The sequence below is a fragment of the Prauserella marina genome, assembly GCF_002240355.1.
Taxonomy (GTDB): Bacteria; Actinomycetota; Actinomycetes; order Mycobacteriales; family Pseudonocardiaceae; genus Prauserella_A; species Prauserella_A marina.
Window position 1 is genome coordinate 5,862,331 of sequence record NZ_CP016353.1, and the last position, 25,391, is coordinate 5,887,721.

The 25,391-nt window shown below is 67.7% G+C and carries 23 protein-coding genes and 1 tRNA gene; 11 read left to right on the forward strand and 13 right to left on the reverse strand.

Annotated features, from left to right (window positions below):
- From BAY61_RS27065 to BAY61_RS27090, 6 genes are all read right to left on the reverse strand, one after another.
- Entirely contained in the window at positions 1-1,197 is a 1,197-nt protein-coding gene (locus BAY61_RS27065; protein ID WP_245865465.1) for a lytic transglycosylase domain-containing protein, read from the reverse strand.
- 127 nt (positions 1,198-1,324) lie between these two features.
- Positions 1,325-1,840: a DUF501 domain-containing protein gene (locus tag BAY61_RS27070; RefSeq protein WP_245865468.1), complete on the reverse strand. Its 516-nt coding sequence runs from the start codon at positions 1,838-1,840 to the stop codon at positions 1,325-1,327.
- On the reverse strand, positions 1,833-2,360 hold the full coding sequence (locus BAY61_RS33175) for an FtsB family cell division protein (protein WP_245865471.1): 528 nt from the start codon (positions 2,358-2,360) through the stop codon (positions 1,833-1,835). The genes BAY61_RS27070 and BAY61_RS33175 overlap by 8 nt, the downstream gene beginning before the upstream one ends.
- Positions 2,361-2,366: 6 nt before the next feature.
- Entirely contained in the window at positions 2,367-3,653 is a 1,287-nt protein-coding gene (eno, locus tag BAY61_RS27080) for a phosphopyruvate hydratase (RefSeq protein ID WP_091809107.1), read from the reverse strand.
- 105 nt (positions 3,654-3,758) lie between these two features.
- Positions 3,759-4,217 carry a VOC family protein gene (locus BAY61_RS27085; RefSeq protein WP_091809454.1) on the reverse strand — a complete coding sequence of 153 codons (459 nt, stop codon included), beginning with the start codon at positions 4,215-4,217 and terminating at the stop codon, positions 3,759-3,761.
- A gap of 48 nt (positions 4,218-4,265) precedes the next feature.
- Positions 4,266-5,228 (reverse strand): hypothetical protein, encoded by a 963-nt coding sequence (locus tag BAY61_RS27090; protein WP_091809105.1) that lies wholly within the window; start codon positions 5,226-5,228, stop codon positions 4,266-4,268.
- Between the two features lie 141 nt (positions 5,229-5,369).
- Here BAY61_RS27090 and BAY61_RS27095 point away from each other — a divergent pair, with 141 nt between their 5' ends.
- Entirely contained in the window at positions 5,370-5,771 is a 402-nt protein-coding gene (locus BAY61_RS27095) for a tetratricopeptide repeat protein (protein ID WP_091809104.1), read from the forward strand.
- A 9-nt stretch (positions 5,772-5,780) separates the two neighbouring features.
- On the opposite strand, the gene BAY61_RS27100 is transcribed toward BAY61_RS27095, so the two are convergent.
- From BAY61_RS27100 to mfd, 4 genes are all read right to left on the reverse strand, one after another.
- Positions 5,781-6,575 (reverse strand): lysozyme family protein, encoded by a 795-nt coding sequence (locus BAY61_RS27100; RefSeq protein WP_245865472.1) that lies wholly within the window; start codon positions 6,573-6,575, stop codon positions 5,781-5,783.
- A gap of 17 nt (positions 6,576-6,592) precedes the next feature.
- A complete protein-coding gene (locus BAY61_RS27105; RefSeq protein ID WP_091809102.1) occupies positions 6,593-7,546 on the reverse strand; it encodes a nucleoside triphosphate pyrophosphohydrolase in 954 nt (317 codons plus the stop codon).
- Positions 7,543-8,493 (reverse strand): hypothetical protein, encoded by a 951-nt coding sequence (locus BAY61_RS27110; protein ID WP_091809100.1) that lies wholly within the window; start codon positions 8,491-8,493, stop codon positions 7,543-7,545. Before BAY61_RS27110 ends, BAY61_RS27105 begins: the two co-directional genes overlap by 4 nt.
- Before the next feature lie 573 nt (positions 8,494-9,066).
- Positions 9,067-12,648, reverse strand: a complete 3,582-nt coding sequence (gene mfd / locus BAY61_RS27120) for a transcription-repair coupling factor (RefSeq protein ID WP_091809450.1) — start codon at positions 12,646-12,648, stop codon at positions 9,067-9,069.
- A gap of 138 nt (positions 12,649-12,786) precedes the next feature.
- Here mfd and BAY61_RS27125 point away from each other — a divergent pair, with 138 nt between their 5' ends.
- A complete protein-coding gene (locus BAY61_RS27125; protein WP_176879849.1) occupies positions 12,787-14,001 on the forward strand; it encodes a PQQ-dependent sugar dehydrogenase in 1,215 nt (404 codons plus the stop codon).
- Here BAY61_RS27125 and BAY61_RS27130 read toward each other — a convergent pair.
- The gene (locus BAY61_RS27130) at positions 13,994-14,587 is read right to left on the reverse strand and encodes a TetR/AcrR family transcriptional regulator (RefSeq protein ID WP_091809097.1); all 594 of its coding nucleotides are present in this window, start codon (positions 14,585-14,587) and stop codon (positions 13,994-13,996) included. The genes BAY61_RS27125 and BAY61_RS27130 overlap by 8 nt on opposite strands.
- A 106-nt stretch (positions 14,588-14,693) precedes the next feature.
- Positions 14,694-15,647 (reverse strand): acyl-CoA desaturase, encoded by a 954-nt coding sequence (locus BAY61_RS27135; protein WP_091809095.1) that lies wholly within the window; start codon positions 15,645-15,647, stop codon positions 14,694-14,696.
- A gap of 161 nt (positions 15,648-15,808) precedes the next feature.
- Between BAY61_RS27135 and BAY61_RS27140 the strand changes: the two genes are divergently transcribed.
- The 9 genes from BAY61_RS27140 to BAY61_RS27180 all read left to right on the forward strand — a co-directional run bounded on the left by BAY61_RS27140 (position 15,809) and on the right by BAY61_RS27180 (position 23,504).
- Positions 15,809-15,880, forward strand: a tRNA-Gln gene (locus BAY61_RS27140).
- A gap of 93 nt (positions 15,881-15,973) precedes the next feature.
- Positions 15,974-17,731, forward strand: coding sequence for a GGDEF domain-containing protein (locus BAY61_RS27145; protein ID WP_091809446.1), 1,758 nt, complete (start codon positions 15,974-15,976; stop codon positions 17,729-17,731).
- 41 nt (positions 17,732-17,772) lie between these two features.
- Positions 17,773-19,245: a bifunctional UDP-N-acetylglucosamine diphosphorylase/glucosamine-1-phosphate N-acetyltransferase GlmU gene (gene glmU, locus BAY61_RS27150; protein WP_091809093.1), complete on the forward strand. Its 1,473-nt coding sequence runs from the start codon at positions 17,773-17,775 to the stop codon at positions 19,243-19,245.
- Complete coding sequence (locus tag BAY61_RS27155; protein WP_091809091.1) at positions 19,242-20,222, forward strand: ribose-phosphate diphosphokinase; 981 nt, start codon at positions 19,242-19,244, stop codon at positions 20,220-20,222. The genes glmU and BAY61_RS27155 overlap by 4 nt, the downstream gene beginning before the upstream one ends.
- A gap of 86 nt (positions 20,223-20,308) precedes the next feature.
- Complete coding sequence (locus BAY61_RS27160; protein WP_091809089.1) at positions 20,309-21,184, forward strand: TIGR03621 family F420-dependent LLM class oxidoreductase; 876 nt, start codon at positions 20,309-20,311, stop codon at positions 21,182-21,184.
- Positions 21,185-21,394: 210 nt separating this feature from the next.
- Complete coding sequence (locus tag BAY61_RS27165) at positions 21,395-22,039, forward strand: 50S ribosomal protein L25/general stress protein Ctc (RefSeq protein ID WP_091809087.1); 645 nt, start codon at positions 21,395-21,397, stop codon at positions 22,037-22,039.
- A gap of 12 nt (positions 22,040-22,051) precedes the next feature.
- Positions 22,052-22,645, forward strand: a complete 594-nt coding sequence (gene pth, locus BAY61_RS27170) for an aminoacyl-tRNA hydrolase (protein ID WP_091809085.1) — start codon at positions 22,052-22,054, stop codon at positions 22,643-22,645.
- A gap of 176 nt (positions 22,646-22,821) precedes the next feature.
- Positions 22,822-23,163, forward strand: a complete 342-nt coding sequence (locus tag BAY61_RS27175; protein ID WP_091809083.1) for a DivIVA domain-containing protein — start codon at positions 22,822-22,824, stop codon at positions 23,161-23,163.
- The gene (locus tag BAY61_RS27180) at positions 23,160-23,504 is read left to right on the forward strand and encodes a DivIVA domain-containing protein (RefSeq protein ID WP_091809081.1); all 345 of its coding nucleotides are present in this window, start codon (positions 23,160-23,162) and stop codon (positions 23,502-23,504) included. Before BAY61_RS27175 ends, BAY61_RS27180 begins: the two co-directional genes overlap by 4 nt.
- A gap of 174 nt (positions 23,505-23,678) precedes the next feature.
- Here BAY61_RS27180 and BAY61_RS27185 read toward each other — a convergent pair whose 3' ends face one another.
- Positions 23,679-25,361 carry a fatty acyl-AMP ligase gene (locus tag BAY61_RS27185; RefSeq protein WP_091809445.1) on the reverse strand — a complete coding sequence of 561 codons (1,683 nt, stop codon included), beginning with the start codon at positions 25,359-25,361 and terminating at the stop codon, positions 23,679-23,681.
- Positions 25,362-25,391 lie beyond the last annotated feature (30 nt).

Here is a 25,391-nt window from a genome sequence, read left to right on the forward strand (position 1 = left end):
CTAACTCGTCCTGGTCGCGGCCTCCCCTGTCGGCGCCGTTGGCGATGGGGTTTCGCTTGGCTCGGTCGGCTCGCAGTCGGGCGGTGTCGGCGATGGCGTCGGGGTCGTTTCCCCCGGCTCGGTCGGCGTCGGCGTCGGCGTCGGCGTGGTCGAGTCGGTCGGTTCGGTCGGTTCGGTCGGCTCGCACGAGTCGTCCGGCGGCGTCGTGGACGTCGGAGGCGGCGTGGTGGTGCTCGGCGGCGGAGTCGACGTGCCAGGCAGCGAAGGCCCTGTCGTCGGGCTCGGCGTCGGGCTCGGCGTGGGGCTCGGCCGCGCCGAAGTGCTCGGCGGCGGTGGCACCGGCGAGGGTGCCTCCGTTGTGGTCACCGCGGGAGCGCCGAGCGGGATCTCGCTGTCCGGCACCGTCGAGACCCCGTTCCGGTACGCCTCTGCCCAGAGGATCACGGTCTCCACATAGGTGTCCGAGTTGTTGTACCGGTAGAGCGCGGCGCGGAGCTGGTCGTCCTTGCCGAGGTCGAGGCCACCCGAACACAGGTACTTACCTGTCGCCACGGTGGCGTCGAAGATGTTGTTCGGGTTCCTCTCCCCGTCTCCGTTGCCGTCGGCCGCGTACCTGGCCCACGTGCCCGGAATGAACTGCGTCGGCCCGACCGCGCGGTCCCACACCTTGTCACCGTCGTAGCGCCCGCCGTCGGTGTCCCGGATGGCCGCGACGGGACCGACACCGTCGAGCACGGGGCCGAGTATGGGTTCGAGCGTGTCGCCCTTCGCGTCGACGTAACCGCCGCGCGCGTGGTTGGACTCGATGCGCCCGATGCTGGCGATCAACGCCCAGTCGATGTTGCAGGAGGGAGATTCGGCGGACACCACGCGAGCCGCGTTGCGGTATGCCTCAAGCGCGGTGGCCGGGATGCCCAGCGGGCCTGGCGCGGGAAGTTCGTAGGCGGGAAGGTCTTCGGGATCAGGGGGTCCAGGCAAACTGCCATCAACCGAGATCGGCTGGTTTCCCGGCGGATACCCACCTTCGAGCGCCATGTTCGCGGTGTATTCGGTCGCCGCGGAATACACCCATTGACTTGCGTTCTCACTCAGCACGGCCGCGGGAAGGACACCGAGCGTGCCGCAGACGAAAGCGACGACAACCTTGTGCCGTCTGCCGAATCTTCGGAGCACACCGGGGCTTCGGGTATCGTTCACGCCCCGCCCTCCCCGCTTCCGCCGTCGCGCTGCCATTCAGCCTATGCGGCCCAGCGTGCCCTACGCACGGTATGGGTTTCATCAACAACGGGGAATTAGGGCGTGGATTGCTCCACTCGTACCAGCCCTACTCGACCTTGCCCTCGGGAGCGCAGTCGCCGGTCGGCCATCCCAGCTCGTTCAGCAGCCGCAGAGTTTCGTCACCGAAGGGATTGATGCCCTCACCGCGCGCAAGGGTGTGCGCGACGTGCACGTGGAGACACTTGACGCGGCCTGGCATCCCTCCCGCGCTCACCTCGTGCCCGAGCGGGTCGATCGCGTCGCGTTCGGCCAGATAGGACTCGTGCGTGCGCTGGTAGGCGGCCGCGAGGTCCTTGTCGGTGGACAGCCGCTCCGTCATCTCCCTCATGAGCCCTGACGCCTCCAGCTTGCCGACGAGCGAATTCAGCGTCGGGCACGTCAGGTAGTACAACGTGGGAAAGGGCGTGCCGTCCTCAAGGCGGGGGCTGGTTTGGACGACGGCTGGATGCCCGCTCGGGCAGCGGGCCGCGACCGTTCGCAGCGCCCTCGGCGGCCTGCCGAGTTGACTGGCGATGATGTCCTTGTCCTCATCGGACACGGGTTCGAAATCGATGTTATCCACCACTGTTGACGCTGTCCCACAACCGCTCGTACCAAGCGCCCTGAGGCGCGGCCTGATCGCCGTCCTCCGGACGCTGTTCCTGTTCTTTGTCCTCTGGCAACTGCACCATGTAGGGCGTCTCGCCCGGCATGACATACCGCAGCCTTCGCCGCGCCTCTGCCTCCACCTGCGCCGGGTCGGCGAGTTCGGCCTTGCGGTCCTCCAGCGTCGCCACCTGCTGCCGCAGTTCGGCCTGCTTGGCCTCCTGCTCGGCGACGTCGGCCTTCTGCGAGAAGTACGTACGCAGCGGGACGGCGATCGTGAAGGCGAGCGCGCAGACCACGATCGCGACGAGCGCCGCCCTGCGCGTCGTGGACAGGCCGAGCACTTTGGCCGCGCTCGACTCTCGCTTCGCGCTCAGTCCACGACGCAGCTTCGACGTGCGCTTCTCCGTGCGGCGCCCGCGCTCAGGGCGACGGGAGGACGAGCTGGAAGCCCGCCCCCCGCCTCGTCTGCTCCGTGCCCTGCCCCGCTCGGCCACCGCTCGTCAGCTCTCCAGGGAGAATCTCGGGAAGGCGAGGTCACCGGCATAACGCGCGGCGTCGCCCAGCGTCTCCTCGATCCGCAGCAGCTGGTTGTACTTCGCGACTCGTTCGCCGCGAGCCGGTGCGCCGGTCTTGATCTGCCCGACACCGGTGGCCACCGCGAGGTCGGCGATCGTGGTGTCCTCCGTCTCGCCGGAACGGTGGCTCATCATGCACTTGTAGCCGTAGGACGTGGCGAGCGTGATCGCGTCCAACGTCTCCGACAGCGTGCCGATCTGGTTGACCTTGACCAGCAGCGCGTTGGCCGCGCGGCGGGAGATGCCCTCTTCCAGCCGGTCGGGGTTGGTGACGAACAGGTCGTCGCCGACGATCTGCACGCGCTCACCGAGCTCGTCGGTCATCCGGACCCAGCCGTCCCAGTCGTCCTCGGAAAGCGGGTCCTCGATCGACACCAACGGGTAGCCGTCGACCAACTCCGTGTAGTAGCCGATGAGCTGCTCCGCGCTGCGCTTGGAGCCCTCGAACGTGTAGGCGCCGTCCGAGTAGAACTCGGTCGCGGCGACGTCGAGCGCCAGCGCCACGTCGCGGCCGGGCGTGAAGCCGGCCTTCTCGATCGCGGTGATGATCAGGTCGAGCGCTTCCCTGTTGTTGCCGAGACTGGGCGCGAAACCGCCCTCGTCACCGAGCCCCGTCGAGAGCCCGCGCCCCTTGAGCACCGACTTCAGCGAGTGGTAGACCTCGGCACCCCAGCGAAGCGACTCGCGGAAGGACACCGCGCCGATGGGCGCGATCATGAATTCCTGAATGTCCACGTCGGTGTCGGCGTGCGCGCCACCGTTGAGGATGTTCAGCATCGGAACGGGAAGGACGTGGGCGTTCGGACCGCCGAGGTAGCGGAACAACTCCAGGTCAGCCGAGTCGGCGGCGGCCTTGGCCACCGCGAGCGAAACGCCGAGAATGGCGTTGGCGCCGAGCCGCGACTTGTCGGGTGTCCCGTCCAGGTCGAGCAGCTTCTGGTCGACGATCCGCTGATCGACGGCGTCGACACCGGAAAGGTCGGGCCCGATCTCGTCGAGAACGGCGGCAACCGCGCGCTCGACTCCCTTGCCGCCGTACCTGGACGCGTCACCGTCCCGCAGTTCGACGGCTTCGTGCTCGCCGGTGGAGGCGCCGGAAGGGACAGCGGCCCTCGCCACGGTGTGATCGTCGAGTGCGACCTCCACCTCAACGGTCGGGTTGCCGCGAGAGTCCAGAATCTCCCGTGCGCCCACCTGCTCGATAACCGCCACGCCTATGCTCCTCACCCGGTTGTGCCAGCGACGACGGCACCCAGCGTAGTCGCACCCCCTGGTCACCCGTTGGAGGCTCGCAGCGCGCGGCGGCTCCTGTTCGTGCTAGCTCGGGTCCGGCTTGATCTCCCGCCAGCCCGCGGGCAGTTCGACCGTGTCGGAGACCCGCTGCCAGAACGCCCAGCTGTTGCCCCCGATGTCCTGCACCGTGAACAACCGGGCACCGTAGGGCTGGTCCTGCGGCGCCGTGACCTCGACGTTGTCGTTCACCGCCGCACACACCTTCCGGTGCTGGGCGTCGACGTCGTCGACGTACACGACGTTGAGCTGGCCGACGGGCCCGTCGACGCCCTTGCCCTCCCAGTAGTCGGCACCGACGGCCGTGAGCTGGATCTCCGCATTACCGGCGAGCACGGTCGCCTGGAAGACCTCACCGGCGGTGTCCACGTAACGCACCTTCTCGGTGAAGCCGAACACCCGCGTCAACCACTCCAGCGCCTCGGTGGCGTCCGTGTAGTACAAGTACGGCGCGAGGCCGAGATAGCTCGGGACTTCGTCGCTCATGGCCGGGTAGTCCATCACACCGCCGGGCCGGAGCGAGACTCACCCCGCTCACACATCCGCGCAGCCGTCTTCGATCTCGACGGCGCGCTCGGGGTCGAAGTACTCGCGTGGTCCCTCTTCCGCAGGCACCCCCATCGCCCGAGGTTCGAGATAGCTCGGCGCGAGCAGGCCCTTCTTGGAGGCCGAGCACGACATCGAATAGTCGAACCCGGCGAACCGCTCGTAGTAGATGCCGTCGTTCCGGCCACTGCCCACCTCGTAGACGATGAAGGAGACGTCGACCCGCTGCATCGCGACGATGTCGAGCGGGACGGCGATCCGGTCGGATCCATCTCCCGCGAACGCGTACGCGAAGACGTAGTTGGTGCGCACGCGCAGTTCACCGGCCCTTTCACCGGCCGCGACGACGATCGAGCCCTTCACCTTGGCCGGTAAGGGCAACAGTCGAGAGCCCTCGGCGACCCTGGTCGCGACGCTGCTTGGCCAGATGTCCTTCTTGAATTCCTTCCGCAGCCAGCCTCTGGTTTCGGGAGCGAGCAGTTTCAGGAACGGCTCGTAGTCCCCTTTTTCGAGCATCGCCCTTTCGAGCCTGCTCGCGACGAGGACGGCCTTCACGTCGGCAAGTGCCCGCTCGACCTGTTCGGCGCTGAATCCGCCGACGGCGACTGCCTTCGGCAACACGATGCCGTCGGCGGCGTCGGCCCAGTCCTGCGCGGGCGTGTTCACGAACGGCTTCGTCTCGTCGACGGCGCTGACCGCGAGATCGGCATAGCTGCCAGGCGGCCTGGTGTCCCTGTACTGGTCCAGCGCGTACGCACCACCGGCGACGATGGCGGCGAGCGCGACGACGACTCCCACTGTGCGCGCGTGTCGGAACCGCCGCTGGGGCTGCCCCCAGATGGCGACCTGCCTGCGCCTCGCCTTGCGGGCAAGCCTGCGGGCTTTGTATTCCTCCCACCGGCTTCGCTTGAGTTCGCGCAGGCCGGGATGATCGAAGGGATCGGGGTTCACGGGACATTCCTCCAGAAATGCGAAATCGACCTTGGATCGATCGCATCCGGCATCGCGTTAGGCCATGCAGGGGATCAAGACCGTTTCGCAACATCAACGGGGGTCGAGAAACACCGATTCCGGAGGTAACGTCGAGGGACCATGGTTGACGAGGAGCCAACACCGGAACCGACGGGCGAAACCCGGTTCCACGCCTTCCGTCAGGCCGAGGCCCTGGTGCGGAGGCGGCCGCTTGACGCTTTGAAAGCCCTCGAACCGGTACTCGACGCCGATTCCGACAAGCCGAGCGTGCAACTTCTCGCCGGTCGTGCGTACTTCCACTCGGCACAACTCGGCCGCGCTGAACGGGCGCTGACGCGAGTGGTCGAACTCGATCCTTCCGACCACTACGCCAGGTTCGTACTTGGCAGAACTCTCCAGCGCCTCGGCCGATTGGTCGAGGCGCTGGCACAACTACGGATGGCGTCGGCGATGAACCCCGTCCCCGAATATCAGGACGCGATCAGCGAGGTCGTCGCGAGGCTCGCGCTCGGCAACCGGTGAACCGGTAGCTCAGGCGGTCGCCTCGGCGTAGGACTCGGCAGCCGCGAACACGTCCCGGCCGTAGCCAACGGAGACGTTGTAGGTCAGCACCGCGTCCCACCAGCCTTCCGGCGTGCTCAGGTCCCTTCCGTTCCAGCACAGGTACCTGGCAGCGGCCAGCGCGGCGTCGTCGATGTTCTGCGGGTCCGGCTCTCCTCCGTCGAGAACCGCCCTTTTGCCCCAGCGCTCCCACGTCGTCGGAAGAAACTGCATCGGGCCGACGGCGCGATCCCATGTGCGGTCGGCGTCGAGCCTGCCGTCGTCGGTGTCCCTGATCTCCTTCACCCCAGGCGACCCGTCGAGCGGAATGCCGACGATCGGCGACGTCGGCATTCCGTTTTCCTTGATCTCACCGCCGCCGATGGTGCCGTGCCGCGACTCCACCCTGCCGATCCCGGCGAGCGTCCCCCACGACAACCGGCATCCCGGCTGTTCGCCGCGCAACCACATCTCGGCCCTGCCATAGGCGGCGAGAACCCTCGCCGGTACGCCGGTGCTCTCCGCGACCTCGTCAGCCCACGCCTCCAGTTCGGCCTGATCGGAGGCATTCGGCCGATCGACAGGAGCCGCGACCGCCGCTCGCGGTGCCTTCGCGTGCGGCTCCGGCTGGGGAGTGTCGGCCGTGGTCCGGGGAGTCGCGGCGACGTCCTGCCCGCCCCCGTCCTCCCTGCGAACGCCGATGGTGAGGACCAGCGTCAGCCCGGTGGCCACGACAAGCAAGGTGAGCGCGAGCCTGCCCAGCAGGGGACGCGGCAGATCGATCACCCGGTCAGGTTACGTGGTTATGCGGGCCAAAACCTGCGCCACCCGTCGGCATCGAGGCCGGTCGGATCGAATCCGGCTGCCTTCGCCGCCGCCTCCGCCGTCCTGACCCGCTCGGCGAACTCGCGAGCGACAGCCCGCAAAGCCACCTCAGGATCGACCCCGGCCCTGCGCGCGGCGGCCGCGATCCGGAACAGCTTCGCGCCCTCGTCACCGCCGGAGGGGAACAGATCGAACGGCAGCCCGACCCTTCCCGTCCGCTGACCGAGCTTTCCGGCGAGCGCGGCGGCGGGCTGACCGGCCGCAACACCATCCACAATGGACTCGCGGCGTTTCTCGGTCTGTTTCAGCTCTTCCCACCGCTGCTGCTGGTGCTCGACGGTGTTGACCCGCTCGCCCTTCGCGAAGACGTGCGGATGCCTGCCGACCAGCTTCGTCACCAGGTCGTCGGCCACGTCGTCAATGTCGAACGGTGCCTCGTCCTCGGCCGCGACCCTGGCGTGGAAGAGGACCTGTAGCAATACGTCGCCCAGTTCCTCCCTCATCGCCGCGCGATCGCCGTCCTCGATGGCATCGAGCAGTTCGAAGGTTTCCTCGACAAGGTACTGACGCAGCGACGTGTGCGTCTGCACCGCGTCCCAGGGGCAACCGCCAGGCGAACGCAGCCTGTCCATCACGTCGGCCGCTTTCACGAGCGGTGGAACCGGTGCGCTCAGCACGACCGCACCGCTCGTGACGAGCGCCGCCGCGCACTCGTCGGTCTCGCTCGCCGCGACGAGAACCACGCCGGGCAAGGCAAGCAGCTCGGCCGGCTCGGGCGCGCGCTTGACGTCGAGCGCGGCGCGGGTTTCCTCGGGAAGGTCGGTGGAGGCGAACACGTACTCCGCCGACCGCAACGCGGATAGCGCCGCGGCGGGGAGAACCGCCGGAAGTGCCCGGGATACGAGCACCACCGTCGCGGAAGACCAGGTCATGGCTGCACGGTACGTGATGGGAACTGGTAGCCGGTGACCTCGTCCTCGTTCGCGACCGGAGCGAGGCTCGCCGCGTCCCACACGCCGTACCGGGGGTTGACCCTCACCCCGAGTTCGTCGGCGATCGGCTGCAACTGCCGCAATCCGGCCCAGTACAGGGTTTCCGGGTTTGCTCCCTGAGCCCGCGACTGCTGTCCCTCTTCCGCGACCGTGCGGTCGGCGACGAGCGCGACAAGCCAGCCGGTCTGCTGCTGGCTCGGCTGAATGACCAGAACGGTTCCCTCCGAGGCACCGAAGACGGCACTTCCCGCGAGTTCGGGCTGCGTCAGCAGCGCCTCGGCCAGCGAAAGCCTCTGGTCGATCACCTGGTGACCTGCCGAGGTCACGAGCGAAGCGGCGTTGGCCGGATCCGCCGCGATCTGCTTGCCGAGCGCGAGCGCCTGGTCCTTCGCCGTCGAGCCAGGGGTTTCCGAGACGATGGCCGTTCCGACGAGCTGGACCGAAAGGCGGTCGGCGTATTCGGTGGCGAGTTGTTGCAGCAGCACCTGATCGCTTGCGACGTCCCTGACCCGGTCCGGGCCGATTCCCGCGTCCTTCGACACCGCGTCGGCGCCTCCGCTTGCCTGGATGAGCTCGTCGACGGCGGCGGGGTCGGCGCGCAGATCGTTGCGCTCGGCGGCGATCGTGACGAGCTCGTGGACGATCTGCCCGCGAACGATCTCGCGAGACTGGAGATCGAGCTTGCGCTGCTCTTTCGCCTGTTCCGCGGCGGGGACATTGTCCAGTAGCCACTGGACTTCCTGCTGCACCTCGGCGAGCGGGATCGAGCGGTCGCCGATGATGGCGGCCGAATCGACCTGGCTCGGCCCGGACGCGCAACCGGAGAGCACAAGACCGGCGATCAGCGCGGTGGCCAGGATGGCGGGGCGGCGAATGATCCGGATCACAGGCGGTACCCTCTCATACCCCTGACCGCCCATGGCAAGCGAGCGGGCGAGTCCCGCACTCGGGCGCGCGAGTTCCGCGTTCAGGCGCGCGAGTTCCGCACCCAGGCGCGCGAGTTCCGCACTCGGGTCGCCGAGATGCCCGCTCAGGAGACCGAGACGCGCATTCGGGCACGGACGATGAAAGGTCCGGCCGCGATGGATGCCAACGACGGCGCGAACGGGCACCCGCCACCGTGCTCATGCCCCGTGCCGGCCCGGCCGAAGCACCCGACCGCAGCCTGAACAGGCTTGAGCGGGACGGTTCGAAGGGGCTGGGCACAGATGTCGGTGTCCCCGCTTCCACTCAGCACTCACGGCCCCGAACGCGGATCTCGGTGCCCTGAGTGCAGAACTCGACGTCCTAGACGGGGGACTCGCGCCCGGGCACGCGCCTCTCCAGCTGAATGCGCATCTCGGCAGCCTGGGCGCGGATCTCGCCTGCACGAGCGCGGATCTCGACAGCGCGAGTGCAGAACTCGACGTCCTGGACGGGGGACTCGCGCCCGAGCGGGCCCGGCCCGGGCCGGGGCTGGGCTAGGCCCCGGCAGGGGCCGGTTGCTTGGTCAGCGCCGTCAACAACGCCGCACACCATTCGAGCAGCGCCTCGTCGCGAAGCGGCGGGGCACCGATCCGGCCACCGGCAGGCCCTTCCGTCGGCTTCGGCACCGACACCGTGCTGGTGACCGCCTTGAAAACCGCCTTGGGGTACAACCGCTTCAACCGCACCAACTGCGAGTCGGCGAGCGGCATCGGCGCGAACCTGATCGAGTTGCCCTGCACGGTCACCTCCGTCACGCCTGCCACCCTGCACGCCTGCCGGAACGCCGCGACGGCGAGCAGCCTTCGCACCGGCGACGGCGGTTGCCCGTACCTGTCGACGAGTTCGTCGAGTACGGCATCGAGCCCAGCCTTGTCCGGCGCCGCAGCGATCTTGCGATACGCCTCAAGCCGCAGCCGCTCGCCAGGCACGTAGTCGTGCGGGATGTGCGCGTCGATGGGCAGGTCGACCCTGACCTCGGTCGGCGGGCCGTCCTCCTCGGCAGGCCCCGCGCCCGCGTGCTTGCGGAAGACGTCGACGGCCTCGCCGACCAACCGCACGTACAGGTCGAATCCGACGCCGGCGATGTGTCCCGACTGCTCGGCGCCGAGGATGTTGCCCGCACCGCGAATTTCCAGGTCCTTCATCGCCACGGCCATGCCAGCGCCGAGTTCGGTGTTCTGCGCGATGGTCGCCAGCCGGTCGTGCGCGGTCTCTGTGAGCGGCGATTCCGGCGGATAGAGGAAGTACGCGTAACCCCGTTCACGGCCTCGCCCGACCCTGCCGCGCAACTGGTGAAGCTGCGCGAGTCCAAGCATGTCACCGCGTTCGACGATCAACGTGTTGGCGTTCGAGATGTCCAGCCCTGTCTCGACGATGGTCGTGCACACGAGCACGTCGAATTCGTTCTCCCAGAAGCCCTGGATGATCTGTTCGAGCCGGTGTTCGTTCATCTGCCCGTGCGCGGTGACGACCCTCGCCTCGGGCACCAGTTCTCGCAACCGTTTCGCCGCCTTCTCGATCGAGGAGACGCGGTTGTGCACGTAGAAAACCTGTCCTTCGCGCAGCAGTTCACGCCGGATCGCGGCACCGACCTGCTTGTCGTCGTAGCCACCGACGTAGGTGAGGATCGGGTGCCTGTCCTCGGGCGGCGTCAGGATCGTCGACATCTCCCTGATCCCGGCCATGCTCATTTCAAGCGTCCTCGGGATGGGGGTCGCCGACATCGTCAGCACGTCGACGTGGGTTCGCAGTGCCTTGATGTGTTCCTTGTGCTCCACGCCGAATCGCTGTTCCTCGTCGACGATGACGAGCCCGAGATCCTTGTAGCGCACGCCGGTCTGCAACAACCGGTGGGTGCCGATGACGATGTCGACGGAACCGTCGGCGAGCCCGGCGAGCGTCTGCTCGGCCTCGTGCGCGTCGGTGAACCGCGACATTCCCTTGATGGTCACGGGGAAGGACCGCATACGTTCGGAGAACGTGTTCAGGTGTTGCTGGGCAAGCAGCGTCGTCGGAACGAGGATGACGACCTGCATCCCGTCCTGGACGGCTTTGAAGGCGGCGCGAACGGCGATCTCGGTCTTGCCGTATCCGACGTCGCCGCAGATGACCCTGTCCATAGGGACGCCGCGTTCCATGTCGGTCTTGACCTCGTCGATGGCGGCGAGCTGATCGGGAGTCTCGACGAAGGGGAAGGCGTCTTCGAGTTCCCGCTGCCACGGGGTGTCGGGACCGAACGGGTGTCCGGGCGCGGCCTGCCTGGCCGCGTATAGCTGAACGAGTTCTGCCGCGATCTCCTTGACTGCCTTGCGCGCCTTGGCTTTCGTGTTCTTCCAGTCGGAGCCGCCGAGCTTGTTCAGGGTCGGCAGTTCACCACCGACATAGCGCGACACCTCGTCGAGCTGGTCGGTCGGTACGAACAGCCGGTCGCCCGGATGTCCTCGCTTCGACGGCGCGTACTCCAGCAAGAGGTATTCGCGCGTTGCTCCGCCGACGGTGCGCTGCACCATCTCGACGAACTTGCCGATGCCGTGCTGGTCGTGCACGACGTAGTCGCCGGATTTGAGCGCGAGCGGGTCGACCGCGTTGCGCCGCCGCGACGGCATCTTGGTGTTGAGATCGTGTGACGACCTCGTCGTGGTGGCACCGCGACCGGTGATGTCGGCTTCGCTGAGTACGACGAGAGCGGAGGCGGGCGCGACGAAACCGTCACTGATGCCACCACAGGTGACCGTGACGACGCCGGGTTTGGGTGCTTCGGTCAGTCCGTCGGCCGCGAGGACCGCCGGTACGTCGCTCGCGGAGAGCTGTTCGACGGCGCGCTTGGCTGTTCCCGCTCCGGCGACGACGACAACTGCCGCTCCTCCAGCCGCCGTGTGCGCCCTGAGGTCGGTGCCGACCCGCTCCATCTCGCCCCGGTAGCCGGGCGCGGCGTCGATGGAAACGTGGTAGACGTCGTCTTCGCTGGTCAGCTGGCTGAGCGTCCACCATGGCCGGTTCGTCTCACCCGCGTGCGTCCGCACCTCGGTCAGTCCTCGGTAGGCCGAGGCACCGAGGTCGATGGGGGCCTTGGTCCCCGCGACGGGAGTGTCGGCTCCTGCCGCCGTCAGCCACGAAGCCTCAAGGAACTCCTGCCCCGTCCGCACCAGGTCAGCAGCCCTCGACCGGATCTTCTCGGGGTCGGCGAGCAGGACGTGGGCGCCCTCGGGCATCGCGTCGGTGAGCAGTTCGAGCTCTCCCTCGCACAGCACGGGGATGAGCGCTTCCATGCCCTCGCACGGGATGCCGTCGGAGAGTTTGGTGAGCATTTCCGCGAGGTGCGCGTCGGCGGCGTGCTGCTCGGCCAGCTTCGCTGCCCTCGCCTTGACGTCCTCGGTGAGCAGCAGTTCCCTGCATGGTGTTGCGATGATCTCCGCGATCTCACCGGGAAGGGAACGCTGGTCGGACACGGCGAACGCGCGGATCTCGCTGACCTCGTCGCCCCAGAATTCGATCCGGTGCGGGTGCTCGTCGGTGGGCGCGAAGATGTCGAGTATGCCGCCGCGCACGGCGAACTCACCGCGCTTCTCGACCATGTCGACCCTGGTGTAGGCGAGTTCGACGAGCCGGTCGAGAACGGCTTCGAATTCGCTTTCCTCTCCGACCTTGAGGTCGACGGGCGTGAGGCCGCCGAGCCCTGGTGCCATCGGCTGGATAAGGCTGCGGACGGTGGCGACGACGACCTTGAGCCCGCCGTGTCCCGGTGTGGCGAGCCGGTGCAGCACGGCGAGCCGTTTGCCGACGGTGTCGGCTCTGGGCGAGAGCCGTTCGTGGGGAAGGGTCTCCCACGAGGGGAAGTCGGCGACGAGGTCGGGGCCGAGCAGGCTGCCGAGCGCTCTGGTCAGCTCGTCGGCTTCGCGGCCAGTCGCGGTGATCGCGAGCACCGGCCGGTTCGCGCCCTTTTCGGAGGCGAGCGCGGCGATGACGAGCTGGCGGGTCGCCGGTGCGCCGTCAGCGTCGAGCAGCGGCGCACCCGCGCGTTCGACGACGCCACGCAGCGCCGGATCGGGAAGGACGGCGGACAGCAACCCGCCCAGTACGGCTTCGCTCAAGGTGACCCCTCACATGAGGACAGACCCCTGCCTGGGACGAGACGCGCAGGAGCACTCCCCTTCCAGGGTACGCAGCCGCCGCGCCGACCACCGCGAGAGCCCTCGACCGGGCACACTGTCCTGATGCGAGTGCGAAAGTTCGGGATCGCCGGGTTGGCCCTGCTCGCCGGTGTCGCGGTGGCCTGCACGAACGAGCCGGCCTCAGCCCCCGCCTCGGCGGAGTCGTCAGACCCGGCAGCGGAGACGAGCCGCTCCTCCTCGGTGGCTTTGCGGGTCGACGAAGTCGTGACCGGTCTCGAACACGGCTGGGATATCGGTTTTCTTCCCGGCGATCGGATATTGATCACCGAACGGCCCGCGCGACTCAAGATCGCCGACGCGAACGGCGCGGTGTCCGACGTGGCGGCCGACCTCTCCGACGTGCACGTACGTGGTGAGGGCGGGCTGATGGGCCTTGCCGTGCACCCCGACTTCGAGGGCTCGCGCGAGTTCACGACGTGCCAGACCCACCAGGAAGGTGGCCGCGCGGTCGACGTGCGGCTGGTCACCTGGGAGCTTTCCGAGGACGGGCGGGCGGCGAGCAAGGTGCGCGAACTGCTCACCGGGCTTCCCGTCAACGACAGCGGACGGCATTCCGGTTGCAGGCCGACCTTCGCGGCCGATGGAGCGCTGTTGGTCGGCACCGGTGACGCGGCTGCCGATCCGACCATTCCGCAGGACCGGCACAGCCTCGGCGGCAAGGTGCTTCGAATCGATCCGCACACGGGTGAGGGACTCCCCGACAACCCGTTCGCCGACTCCTCCGATGCCAACGAACGCAGGGTGTACAGCTTCGGGCACCGCAACGTCCAGGGTGTCGCCGTGCAACCGGGAACGGGGACGGTGTTCACGACGGAACACGGGCCGACCGGATTCGACGAACTGAACCGGATCGAACCCGGCGCCAACTACGGCTGGGATCCCTCACAGGGTGGAACGGTCGACTTCTACGACGAGGACGTCCCCATGACGGACAGGGAACGCTTCCCCGACGCCATTCCTCCACTGTGGACATCGGGGGAAACCTCGACGGAGGCGCCTTCCGGCGCGGCTTTCCTCGAAGGGGAGCAGTGGGGCGAACTGAACGGACGGCTCGCCGTCATGGCGCTGCGCGGCCAGAAGGTCCTGCTCTTCCAGTTGGACGAGCAGGGGACGGCGGTGACCGACATCGCGCTTCCCGACGAACTCAACGACGCGTACGGGCGATTGCGTGGCGTGCGCGGCGGTCCGGACGGCGCGTTGTACGTGACGACATCGGACGGCCCGAACGACAAGCTGCTGCGCGTAACCCCTAGTTGAGTCGCAACTTGGGTTTGTGTTCCAGATGGGAAAGGCCGTTCCAGGCCAGGTTGACGAGGTGGGCCGCGACCTCGTCGCGCTTGGGCTTGCGGGCGTCGAGCCACCACTGGCCGGTGAGCGCGACCATGCCGACGAGCGCCTGCGCGTACAGCGCGGTCAGTTTCTCGTCGTAGCCGCGAGCGGAGAACTCCTTGCCCAGGATGTGCTCCACCTGGCTCGCGATGTCGTTGAGCAGGGTGGAGAACGTACCGGTGGAGCTGGCGACCGGCGAATCCCTCACCAGGATCCGGAAGCCGTCGCGGGATTCCTCGACGTAGCTCAGCAACGCGACGGCGGCCTGTTCGAGCATCGCCCTCGGATGCCCACCGTGCAAAGTGGACACCATGCGGTCGAGAAGAAGCTGGGTTTCCCTGTCGACGACGACGGCGTAGATGCCTTCCTTGCCGCCGAAGTGTTCGTAGACCACCGGTTTCGACACGTTCGCCCGGTGCGCGATCTCCTCGATCGACGCTCCGTCGAAACCCTTTTCGGCGAACAACTCCCTCGCCACGTTGAGGAGTTGTTGCCTTCGCTCGGTTCCCGTCATGCGCACGCGAGCTACCGGGGCGTTCGGACGCGCCCCGGTAGCCGTGTCCCTTTTGGCCCGCCGTCTACCCGCCACCAGGGCAGACTACCGGCTCGGTCGCGCGTGCCTACTTGGCTTCGACGGAGAGCTTGGCGAGCCTGGTCGGAGTCGGCCAGCGCACGTTGTAGGCCCAGCCGAACTTCTCGAACAGCCAGATGACCCTCGCCGAGATGTCGATCTGTCCTCGCTTCACGCCGTGCCGCGCCGAGGTCGGGTCGGCGTGATGCAGGTTGTGCCACGACTCTCCGAACGAGAAGATCGCGAGCGGCCAGAAGTTGGCTGACCGGTCACGAGCACCGAAGGGGCGCTCGCCGATCATGTGGCAGATCGAGTTGACCGACCAGGTGACGTGGTGCAGCACGCAGACCCTGACGAGGCCCGCCCAGAAGAACGCGGTGACGCCGCCCCACAGCGACCAGGTGACGAGCCCGCCGATGATGCCGGGAAGCACGAGCGAGAGCAGGGTCCACAGCCAGAACAACTGGTCGACCTTCACGAGCGCCTTGTCCTTGAGCAGGTCGGGCGCGAACCGCTCGACGTTGCTCTTGTCCCGCTCGAACAGCCAGCCCATGTGCGCGTGCCAGAAGCCCTTGGCGATCGCGAGCGGCGATGTGCCGAACAGCCACGGCGAGTGCGGGTCGCCCTCCCTGTCCGAGAAGGCGTGGTGCCTGCGGTGGTCGGCAACCCAGGTGATGACCGGCCCCTGCACGGCCATACTGCCCGCGATGGCCATGGCGACCCGGAGCCACGGTTTCGCCTTGAAGGAGCCGTGCGTGAAGTAGCGGTGGAACGACACCGTGATCCCCAGCCCGGAGATCGCATAGAAAGCGACAAAAAGGGCAACATCAACCCAGGTCAGACCCCAGCCCCACGCGAAGGGCACCGCGACGAGCAGCGCCAGCAGCGGGGCGATTACACCGAAGTAGACCGCGAACTGGACGCCGGGACCGCGCTTGCCGTCGAGGATCGGTTTCGGGCCTTTCGCTGCCGGCGCAGGGGGTTCTTCAAGGGTCGCCGTCATACGCTCACTTCTTTCCACCAGCCGCCCTGAATAGGGTCGCCTTACCTACGTTGCCGTAAGTTACGGTACAGGAGGTCCGCGCACCTCGGGAGAGCCGAAATCGCGACAGCCAACCCCGGCATTCGAGCCCATCCGAAGGTGGCTATCCTGACCAGGCGCAATCCGCCGTAGTGTAATTGGCAGCACTTCAGATTTTGGTTCTGACAGTTCAGGTTCGAGTCCTGGCGGCGGAGCAGTGGAAAACTGGGTAAGCCAGTAGGGGTGTGAGGCGGCTGCACAGCGAGGGTCCGGACGTGGAGGATTCCAACCGCCCGGCGTTGGGTGACATGTCCGACGCCTGGTTGTTGGGTCGCGCTCGCGAGCTCATCGCGGCGGTCCAGCGTTCCGATCACGCCGAACAGCTCAAGGTCATCGACACCCTCGACGGCCTGCTTGAGGAAACCCAGCGAAGAGGCGAGCCGATACTCGTGGCTCAGCTCCTTCGCGCCTCCGCGCTCGCGAGGCTCGTCACGAGGGGAATGGTCGACGAAGCCGAGCAGCTTCTCGACGAAATGCTCGCCCACACCAAACGGCACGGGCTCGCCCTGCTCAGGGCCAACGCGCACGCGCTGAGAGGCCGCCTGCTCGTCCTTTCCCTCCAGGAAGACGCCGCGCTGACCGAGATCGCCAGAGCGCTCGCCATCCTCGACGACGCTCCCGACCCGGACATCCAGCTCGGCAGGCGCGCGTGGGACCGGTTGCTCTCCTCGGCGCTCAACGACTGCTGGATCGTGCTGAACCAGCTCGGCGTCTACGAGGCGGCGGAAGAGGTCATCGCGAGGGCTCACCAGGCCATCAGGGACAGCGCGGGTCCTCACGAGATCACCTTGCAGCTCATGAACAGGGTGAAAATGCTGCTCGGCTGGGGTCTGCGGCTCGAACGCGTCGGCCGCTACGACGACGCGGCCGAGAAGTTCCGCACGGCGGCCTCGATGGCCATCGCGGTCGAGGCCCCTTTCGCCGAATCGCTGTTCCCGCGCGCGGCCGGCACGCCCGCCGTCGACCAGGTCGGCGTTCTCGCCGCCGCGCTCGCCTTCGCCGCGCCGAGTACGGCGCACATCGACCGGCTCCGCTCGCTGCACGGGGCTCAGGGCTACCCGCACGAGAACATCCTCGTCTCCATCGCGCTGGCTCGCTGCCTCGACGGCGAGGACCGCGAGGAGGACGCGGTCGACGTACTGCTCAACGTCCTGCACACCCAGTCGGAGGACAACTCGCAGCCCTCGATGCGGCTCAACCTCGTCAGAGAGCTGGCGAGGCTCGCCGACGGCGCGAGGGGCCGCGAGACCATGGCCACGGCGAGCGTCGTCGACGCGGAGCCTCCGGCGGAGAGAAAACCGGCGAGCCCGCTCGCCGACTACGCGGCGACGCTGGAAGCCGAACTGTGGTCACTCAGGGAGTCCCAGATCGCCACCCTGAACACCCGGCGTGAGCACGAGCGGCTTTCCGCGGAGCACGGCGCCGTCACCCAACAGGCGCTACAGGACCCGCTGACCGGTCTGCCCAACCGGAGGGCACTCGACGAACGGCTCCGCACGCTTGCCGCGACGGCGATGGCCCAGCCGCTCGCCGTCGCCCTTGTCGACCTCGACGGCTTCAAGGACGTCAACGACCAGCACTCGCACGCGGAGGGTGACGACGTACTCAGGGTCGTTGCGAGCACGCTGAGGGACGCGCTTCGCGGCGACGACATCGTCGCCCGCTACGGGGGCGACGAGTTCATCGTGTTGCTGCCGGGTGCCCCGCTTTCGGCGGCGACCCAGGCGCTGAACCGGTCCGTGAAATCCGTCGCCTCGCTTCCCCATCACCTCTCACACGGTGTGACGCTGTCGATCGGCCTCGTGTCCCTGCGCGCGCAGGAAAGGGCAGAGGAAGTGCTTTCCCGCGCCGACGCGGCCATGTACCAGGCCAAGCGGGGCGGCGGAAATCGCATCGCCACCTGTCCCCCTCCGGTCGGCGAGCAGGGCGAGGGCGTCGAGATCGGCGCCGAGCAGGGAGAATCCGCGGTAAGCGACCCCACGTTCGAACCGGAGGAGCCGACGTAGGATCGTTGCCCGGTAAGGACCCCGGTGAAGTGAGGAGTGCCGTGAGCGGTCCGCTGAGCACTGTGATTTTGGCCGCGGGTGAGGGCACCCGCATGCGTTCCCACACCCCGAAAGTTCTGCATCCCGTCGCGGGAAGGCCGTTGGTCGAGCACGCCGTGCGTGCCGCGGCAGGACTTTCCCCCGAACGTCTCGTCGTCGTCGTGGGGCACGGCAGGGACGCGGTGGGTGACCACCTCGGCGCGCTGAGCACGACGCTCGGCCGCCCCGTCGAGACGGCGGTGCAGGAGGAACAGAACGGGACGGGACATGCCGTTTCCTGCGCGCTTTCGGCGCTGCCTTCCGCTGTTTCCGGCACCGTGCTCGTGACCTACGGCGACGTGCCGCTGCTGGACACAGAGACGCTGTCGGCGTTGCTGAGTGAGCACGCCGACAGCGAGAACGCGGTCACCGTGCTCACGTCGCGGGTCACCGACCCCACGGGCTATGGCCGCATCCTCCGCGCGGGTGACGGCGAGGTGCTCGGGATCGTCGAGCACAAGGACGCCACCGAGCAACAGCGCGCCATCACCGAGATCAACTCCGGGGTTTACGCGTTCGACGCCGCCGTGCTTTCCGACGGTCTCGCGCGGTTGTCGACCGACAACGCCCAGGGCGAGCTGTACCTCACGGACGTACTCGGCATCGCGAGGGGCGACGGCAAACACGTCGGCGCGCTCGTCGTCGACGATCCGTGGCTCACGGAGGGCGTCAACGACCGGGTCCAGCTTTCCGCGGCCGAGGCGGAGCTGAACCGGCGCATCGTGCGGAAGTGGCAGCTCGCCGGAGTCACCGTGCGGGATCCGGCCAGCACGTGGATCGACGCGGGAGTGGCGCTCGCGCGCGACGTGGTCCTCGCCCCTGGCGTGCAGCTTCACGGCGGCACGACCGTCGCGGAAGGCGCGCGGATCGGTCCCGATTCGACGCTGACCGACGTCGCGGTCGGCGAGGGCGCCAGCGTCGTACGCACACACGGCAGCGATTCGGTGATCGGCGATGGCGCCAGCGTCGGCCCGTTCGCCTATCTGCGGCCGGGAACGCGGCTGCGCACGCGAGGCAAGATCGGCACGTTCGTCGAAACCAAGAACGCCGACATCGGTGAGGGCAGCAAAGTCCCACACCTGACTTACGTCGGCGATGCGACGATCGGCGAGCAGAGCAACATCGGAGCGTCCAGCGTCTTCGTCAACTACGACGGCGTGAACAAGCACCACACCACGATCGGCTCACATGTCAGAACGGGGTCGGACAACACTTTCGTGGCTCCCGTCGAAGTGGGGGACGGCGCGTACAGTGGCGCCGGCGCGGTGATTCGCCGCGCCGTGCCGCCAGGTGCGTTGGCGGTTTCGGGGGGACCACAACGGAATATCGAAGGCTGGGTACCCCGGCGAAGGCCGGGTACCCCAGCGGCGGAGGCAGCACAGCGTGCACTCGCCGCACGGCAAGAGAACGATATCGACGGGGAGTCGCCAGAATGAGCCCGAAGTCCGGCACGCCGAAGAAGAACTTGATGCTCTTCTCCGGCCGTTCACACGTGGAGCTTGCCGAGGAGGTGGCCAAACACCTCAACGTGACGATCACCCCGCAGACTGTGCACAACTTCGCCAATGGCGAGATCTTCGTGCGATTCCAGGAATCGGTGAGGGGTACCGACGCGTTCGTCATCCAGAGCTACCCGCCGCCACTCAACGAGTGGGTCATGGAGCAGCTCATCATGGTCGACGCGCTCAAGAGGGCAAGTGCCAAGCGCATCACCGTGATCATGCCGTTCTACCCCTACGGCAGGCAGGACAAAAAGCACAAGGGCCGCGAACCGATCTCTGCTCGGCTCATCGCCGACCTCTTCAAGACGGCGGGCGCGGACCGCATCATGTCGGTCGACCTGCACACCGCGCAGATACAGGGTTTCTTCGACGGCCCCGTCGACCACCTGCTGGCGCAGACCGTTCTCGCCGACCACATCAGGGACACCTACGGCGAATCGGACATCACGGTCGTTTCCCCGGACTCCGGCAGGGTGCGGCTTGCCGAGAAGTGGGCCCAGCAGCTCGGCGACCGGCCGATCGCGTTCATCCACAAGACGCGTGACCCCGACACCCCGAACCAGGCGGTGGCCAACCGGGTCGTCGGCCAGGTCCGAGGCAGGTTGTGCGTGCTGATCGACGACATGATCGACACCGGCGGCACGATCGTGAAGGCGACGGAGGCATTGCTGAACGAGGGCGCGGCCGACGTGGTCATCGCCTCGACCCACGGCATCCTCTCCGACCCCGCCACGGAGCGGCTGGCCAACTGCAAGGCGCGCGAGGTCATCGTCACCAACACGCTGCCCATCCCCGAGGAGAAGCGCTTCGCGGGGTTGACCGTGCTCTCCATCGCGCCGTTGCTCGCCCGCGCCATCCAGGAGGTCTTCGAGGACGGCTCGGTGACGAGCCTCTTCGACGGCAGCGCCTGACCGGCTCGTCGTTCGCGGGCGGCGGAGCGGTTCGCCGCCCGCGAACGATGCTGACGCACCGGCGAGACGATCAGTAACGTGCTGCCATGGGCGCGTTCCGATTCGGTGTGAGTTTCCGTTCGACCGGCGACCGGCAGCACTGGATCGCCGCGTGCCGCAGGGCGGAGGAACTTGGCTACGCCGAGATCGCCGTCCCCGATCACCTCGGCGCCCCCGCCCCATTTCCCGCTCTCGCCGTTGCCGGGGCGGTCACTGACCACCCGAGGCTCGTTCCTTTTGTTCTGAATGCCGCCTTCTACAATCCGGCTCTGCTCGCGAGGGACATCGTCACCACCAGCGAACTGACCGGCCACCGCCTCGACATCGGTATCGGCGCGGGCCACATGAAAGCGGAATTCGACAAGGCGGGACTGCCGTGGCAGCCCGCTGCCGAGCGGATTGCCAGGCTGGAGCGCACGATCGACGAGTTACGCGACCTGCTCGCCGCCGACCTTCCCGAGCCGCCAGGACTCACCATCGGCGGCAACAGCGAGGCGGTGCTCGCGCTCGCGGCGAGAAAAGCCGACGTCATCGCGTTCTCGGGAGCCACGCAGATCGCGGGACGGCCTCCCGGCACCTTCACCCTCGTCCCGCCGGAGGAACTCACGCGCGCGATCACGCGTGTCACGTCGGCCGCGAAAGAGCACGAAGGACGCACCGTCGAAGCGAACATGCTGGTGCAGGACGTACGGCTCGCCGAGAGCACACGGTCCGCGATCGCGGAATGGCGCGGACCCCTTTCGCTGACCGGCTTCACCGACGAACAGTTCGCCACGGCACCGCAGCTTCTCGGCGGAACCGTGTCCGAAATCGTCGATCGGCTGGAGGCACTGCGCGCCGAGTGCGGCCTGTCCTCCTTCACGGTTTTCGACTCCGCGATGGAGGACTTCGCGCCCGTCGTGCGCGCGCTCGCGGGACGGTGAACAGCGGCTCGGCACGACCCCGGTAAAACTGCGAAAACGCCTCGATTAAGCTATGTGGGTTGTCTCGGCGAGGTGGACTCCGGGAACACCGGTGTCCGACGTGATCGACGCGGCGGCTTGAGTGAGCCACCCGTATGCGCGCGTAGTGGAACTCGCCGTCCGACAGCCACAGACAACGCACGCTGAACCCATCACAAGGAGTGCATCCCCGTGTCCGAGGTACGTCTGACGGTCGAACCACGCACCGAGTTCGGCAAAGGTGCAGCGCGCCGTACCCGTCGCGCAGGCAAGATCCCTGCTGTGCTGTACGGCCACGGCGTCGATCCCCGCCACCTGGCGCTGCCCGCCATCGACTTCGCCCGCGTGATCAGGGAGAACGGCCAGAACGCCGTGTTGACCCTCGACGTCAGCGGCGCGGCCGAGAAGGCGGAGAAGGCCACTGAGCTGGCCCTCACCAAGACCGTCACGGTCCACCCGCTCAAGAACTACATCGAGCACGTCGACCTGCTCGTCGTGCACCGGGGCGAAAAGGTCACCGTCGACATCCCGGTCGTGCTGACCGGTACGTCGAGCCCCGGCACGCTCGTCAACCAGGACCTCGACACGCTCCAGATCGAGGTCGACGCGATGCACATCCCCGAGCAGGTCGAGGTGTCGATCGAAGGCGTCGAGGCGGGTGTCCAGGTGCTGGCCTCGCAGGTCGCGCTGCCCGCGGGAGCGACGCTCGTGACCGACCCCGAGTACCTGGTGGTCGCCGTCAACGAGGCGCCGACCGAGGCGGCCATGGAGGCCGATGTCGACGCCGAGGGTGCTGGTGTCGTCGAGGACAAGCCGGATTCCGAGGAAGCCGGGTAAGCGACTTTGCCTGTGGAGCACGATCTGCCGGGGGCCGGCGAGCAGGTACTGCTCGTCGGCCTCGGCAATCCGGGGCCCCGCTACTCGGGCAACCGGCACAACGTCGGCTTTCTCGTGCTCGACGAACTCGCCGCCAGGATCGGCGGCAAGTTCAAGGGGCACAAGGGCGGTGCCGACGTTCTCGAAGGCCGCGTCGCGGGCCGCAAGACCGTGCTGGCGAAACCGCGGTCGTTCATGAATCTCTCCGGCGGCCCCGTAGCGGGAACCGCTCGGTTCTACAAAGTGGACCCGAGCGCCATCGTCGTCGTCCACGACGAACTGGATGTCGACTTCGGTGCACTGAAGCTCAAGTTCGGCGGCGGCGACAACGGCCACAATGGACTGCGGTCGATCACCAAATCCCTTGGCACCAAGGATTACTACCGGGTCCGCTTCGGGGTGGGCAGGCCGCCAGGCCGGATGGATCCCGCCGACTACGTGCTGAAGGATTTCGGCACGGTCGAGCGGAAAGAACTCGCGCTCAATATCGACCGCTGCGCCGACGCCGTCGAGGAATTGCTCGGCAAAGGACTGACCTCGGCCCAGAACACCTACCACGCGGGCTGATCCGCGCGCGGGGTAACCGGCTCCACCGCCATCCGGCGCGGCGGAGACACAAGCACTAGGATCCGCCGCCATTCGGGCGGCTTTCATCACTCTATGGCGTTCATTTCCACACCTGTTCGCGTTCACGAGGCTTTGCGGTACTTCCGGCTGCCTTTCGCTGCGGCTAGGACGGACATATGTCGCTCACCGCTGAGGATGTCCGCAACGTCGAGTTCAGCAATGCGCCCGTCGGTCGCCGTGGCTACGCGAAGCACGAGGTTGACGACTTCATGGTGCGCATAGCCAAGACTCTCTCCAAAGAGGACGACGTTTCCGCGGCAGAGGTGCACCACGTCCAGTTCGGACGGCCGTTGATCGGCAGGCGCGGCTACGACGAGCGCGAGGTCGACGACTTTCTCGACCAAATCGAGGAAATGATGATCGACGAGGCCGGTTTGCGGCCTCATGCCTACCGGGTGCCAGCGGCAAGGGACCGGTCACCGGAGTCCTCGGCCGAACCCGTGCGGGACGCTGGATGAGCATCACGTCCGAGGACGTGCGCGGCATCCGGTTTCCGGAAGCGCCCTTCGGCACTCGTGGTTACAGCGAGATGCAGGTGGACGCTTTTCTCGACCGGGTGGCCGCGACGCTCGACGGCGAGGACAACGTGACGCCCACCGAGGTGCACAACGTCGTGTTCAACCTCTCGCCGCTCGGCAGGAGAGGCGGATACGACCAGGCCGAGGTCGACACGTTCCTGCGCGCGGTCGAGACAACGCTCGCCGCGAGAACGGGTACGACGCCGACGGGTCCCTACATCGCGCCCGCGCTGGAACACACCCACGCGCGCCGCTTCCCGTGGCCCCCGTGGCGCCGCTGACCCGACGTCCGCGAGTCCCCCGCCCACGCGCGAGTCCCCCGCCCAGGCCGTCGAGTTCCGCACTCAGGTCGCCGAGATCCGCACCCAGGACCACGAGATCCCCGCCCACGTGAGCGAGATCCGCGCTCGCGCCCAAACCGCCTCACCCGCAAGCAAGCCCCGTCCCGCCCGGACTCAGGCGTTCGCGTCGATCTGTTCCCTGAACTGGATGGCGGTCGCCGCACGCTTGACCTTGCCGGAAGGCGTCTTCGGCAGGCTCCCCGCCGGAAGCACGACGACGGCATACGGCCTGGCGTCCACCGCGTCCCTCACCCTCGCCGTCACTTCGGAGGCCAGCGCTCGCTCCGTGGCGGCGTCACCGGCCAGTTTGGATTCGAGCACGACGGCGAAGCGTTCCCGCCGCGTCCCCGCGTCGATGCGCACGGCGACGGCGTTGCCTGCCCTGACCCCTTCGACGGAGGCCGCGGCCCGCTCGATGTCCGTCGGGTAGACGTTGCGCCCGCCGAGGATGATCACGTCTTTGCTGCGCCCGCAGATGACGATCTGCTCGCCGATCAGATAGCCGAGGTCGCCCGTGGCGAACCAGCCTTCGGCGTCCTGCGTCGCGGCGGGGCCATCCATGGTCAGGTATCCGGGTGATACGGCTTCGCCACGCAGGTTGATCTCCCCGACCTCGCGTTGGCCGAGCACGGCGCCGTGCTCGTCGACGATCCGCGCTTCCAGCCCGTCCAGCGGACGACCGAGTACGGCGAACCCGCGCACGTCGTCGGTGCCGCGACGGGGGTCGTCGGCGGGAACGGGAACGGCCCTGTTCTCGGCTTCGAGCGCGGTCGCCTCGATGACGTCGACGGTCAATCCGGTGAACAACGGGGCGAACGAGACGGCCAGCGTCGCCTCGGCGAGCCCATAGGCCGGGAAGACACACTCGGCAGGCATCCCGAACCGCGCTCCCGCGTCGGTGAAGGTCCTGACCGCCGTGGCGTCGATGGGTTCGGCGCCGTTGAGCGCGATCCGCATGCGGGAAAGGTCGTAGGCAGTGTCGTCGTCGACGCGCGCGAGCCGCTTGCCGACGATGGCGTACGCGAAGTTCGGCGCGGCGGTGACGGAACCGCCGTACTTGCTGATCAGCTCGGGCCACCTGAGCGGACCGGTGAGGAATTCGACCGGCGTGATCTTCACCAGCTCGACGCCGAAGGTCATCGGCAGGGTGAGAAATCCGACCATGCCCATGTCGTGGAAGGTCGGCAACCACGACACCATGACGTCGTTCTCGAAGTCGAGTTCCGCCCGCTGCACCATGGCGCTGGTGTTGGAGAACAGGTTGCCATGCGTGATGCGCACAGCCTTCGGGTCGGCGGTCGACCCGCTCGTGAGCTGCAAGAGAGCCAGCTCGTCCTCACCGACCCGCACCGGCTCCGCAAGCGCTTGCGCGGTGAGCAGATCCTCGATCCTGCGGTACGCGATGCCGTTCTCGTCGAGTACTGGCGCGAGCTGATCGAACGGTTCGCCGAGAACGACGAGCCGGGAGCCGATCATCTCCAGCACCCTGATCGTGTCGCCGGCCCACTGCGCGAGGTCGGTTCGCTGGGTGGGCTGATGCAGCATCGTGACGCTGCCTCCCGCGAGCCAGATCCCCTGCACGGTCGGCGCGATCAGTTCAGGAGCACCGGCAAGCACCGCGACGGCGGCACCCGGTTCGAGACCACCCTCGACGAGGCCGCCCGCGACGCGCAGCGCCCGTTCGTGCACCTCGCCCCAGGTGCGGCGCACCGGCTCGGCCGGTTCTCCCGTCACCATGCCGCGTTGTTGCCCGCTCGCCGTTGCGGTGGCGACCATCGTGTCCACGAACCGACTCATGGACAGCACCCTATATCCGGTGCACCACCG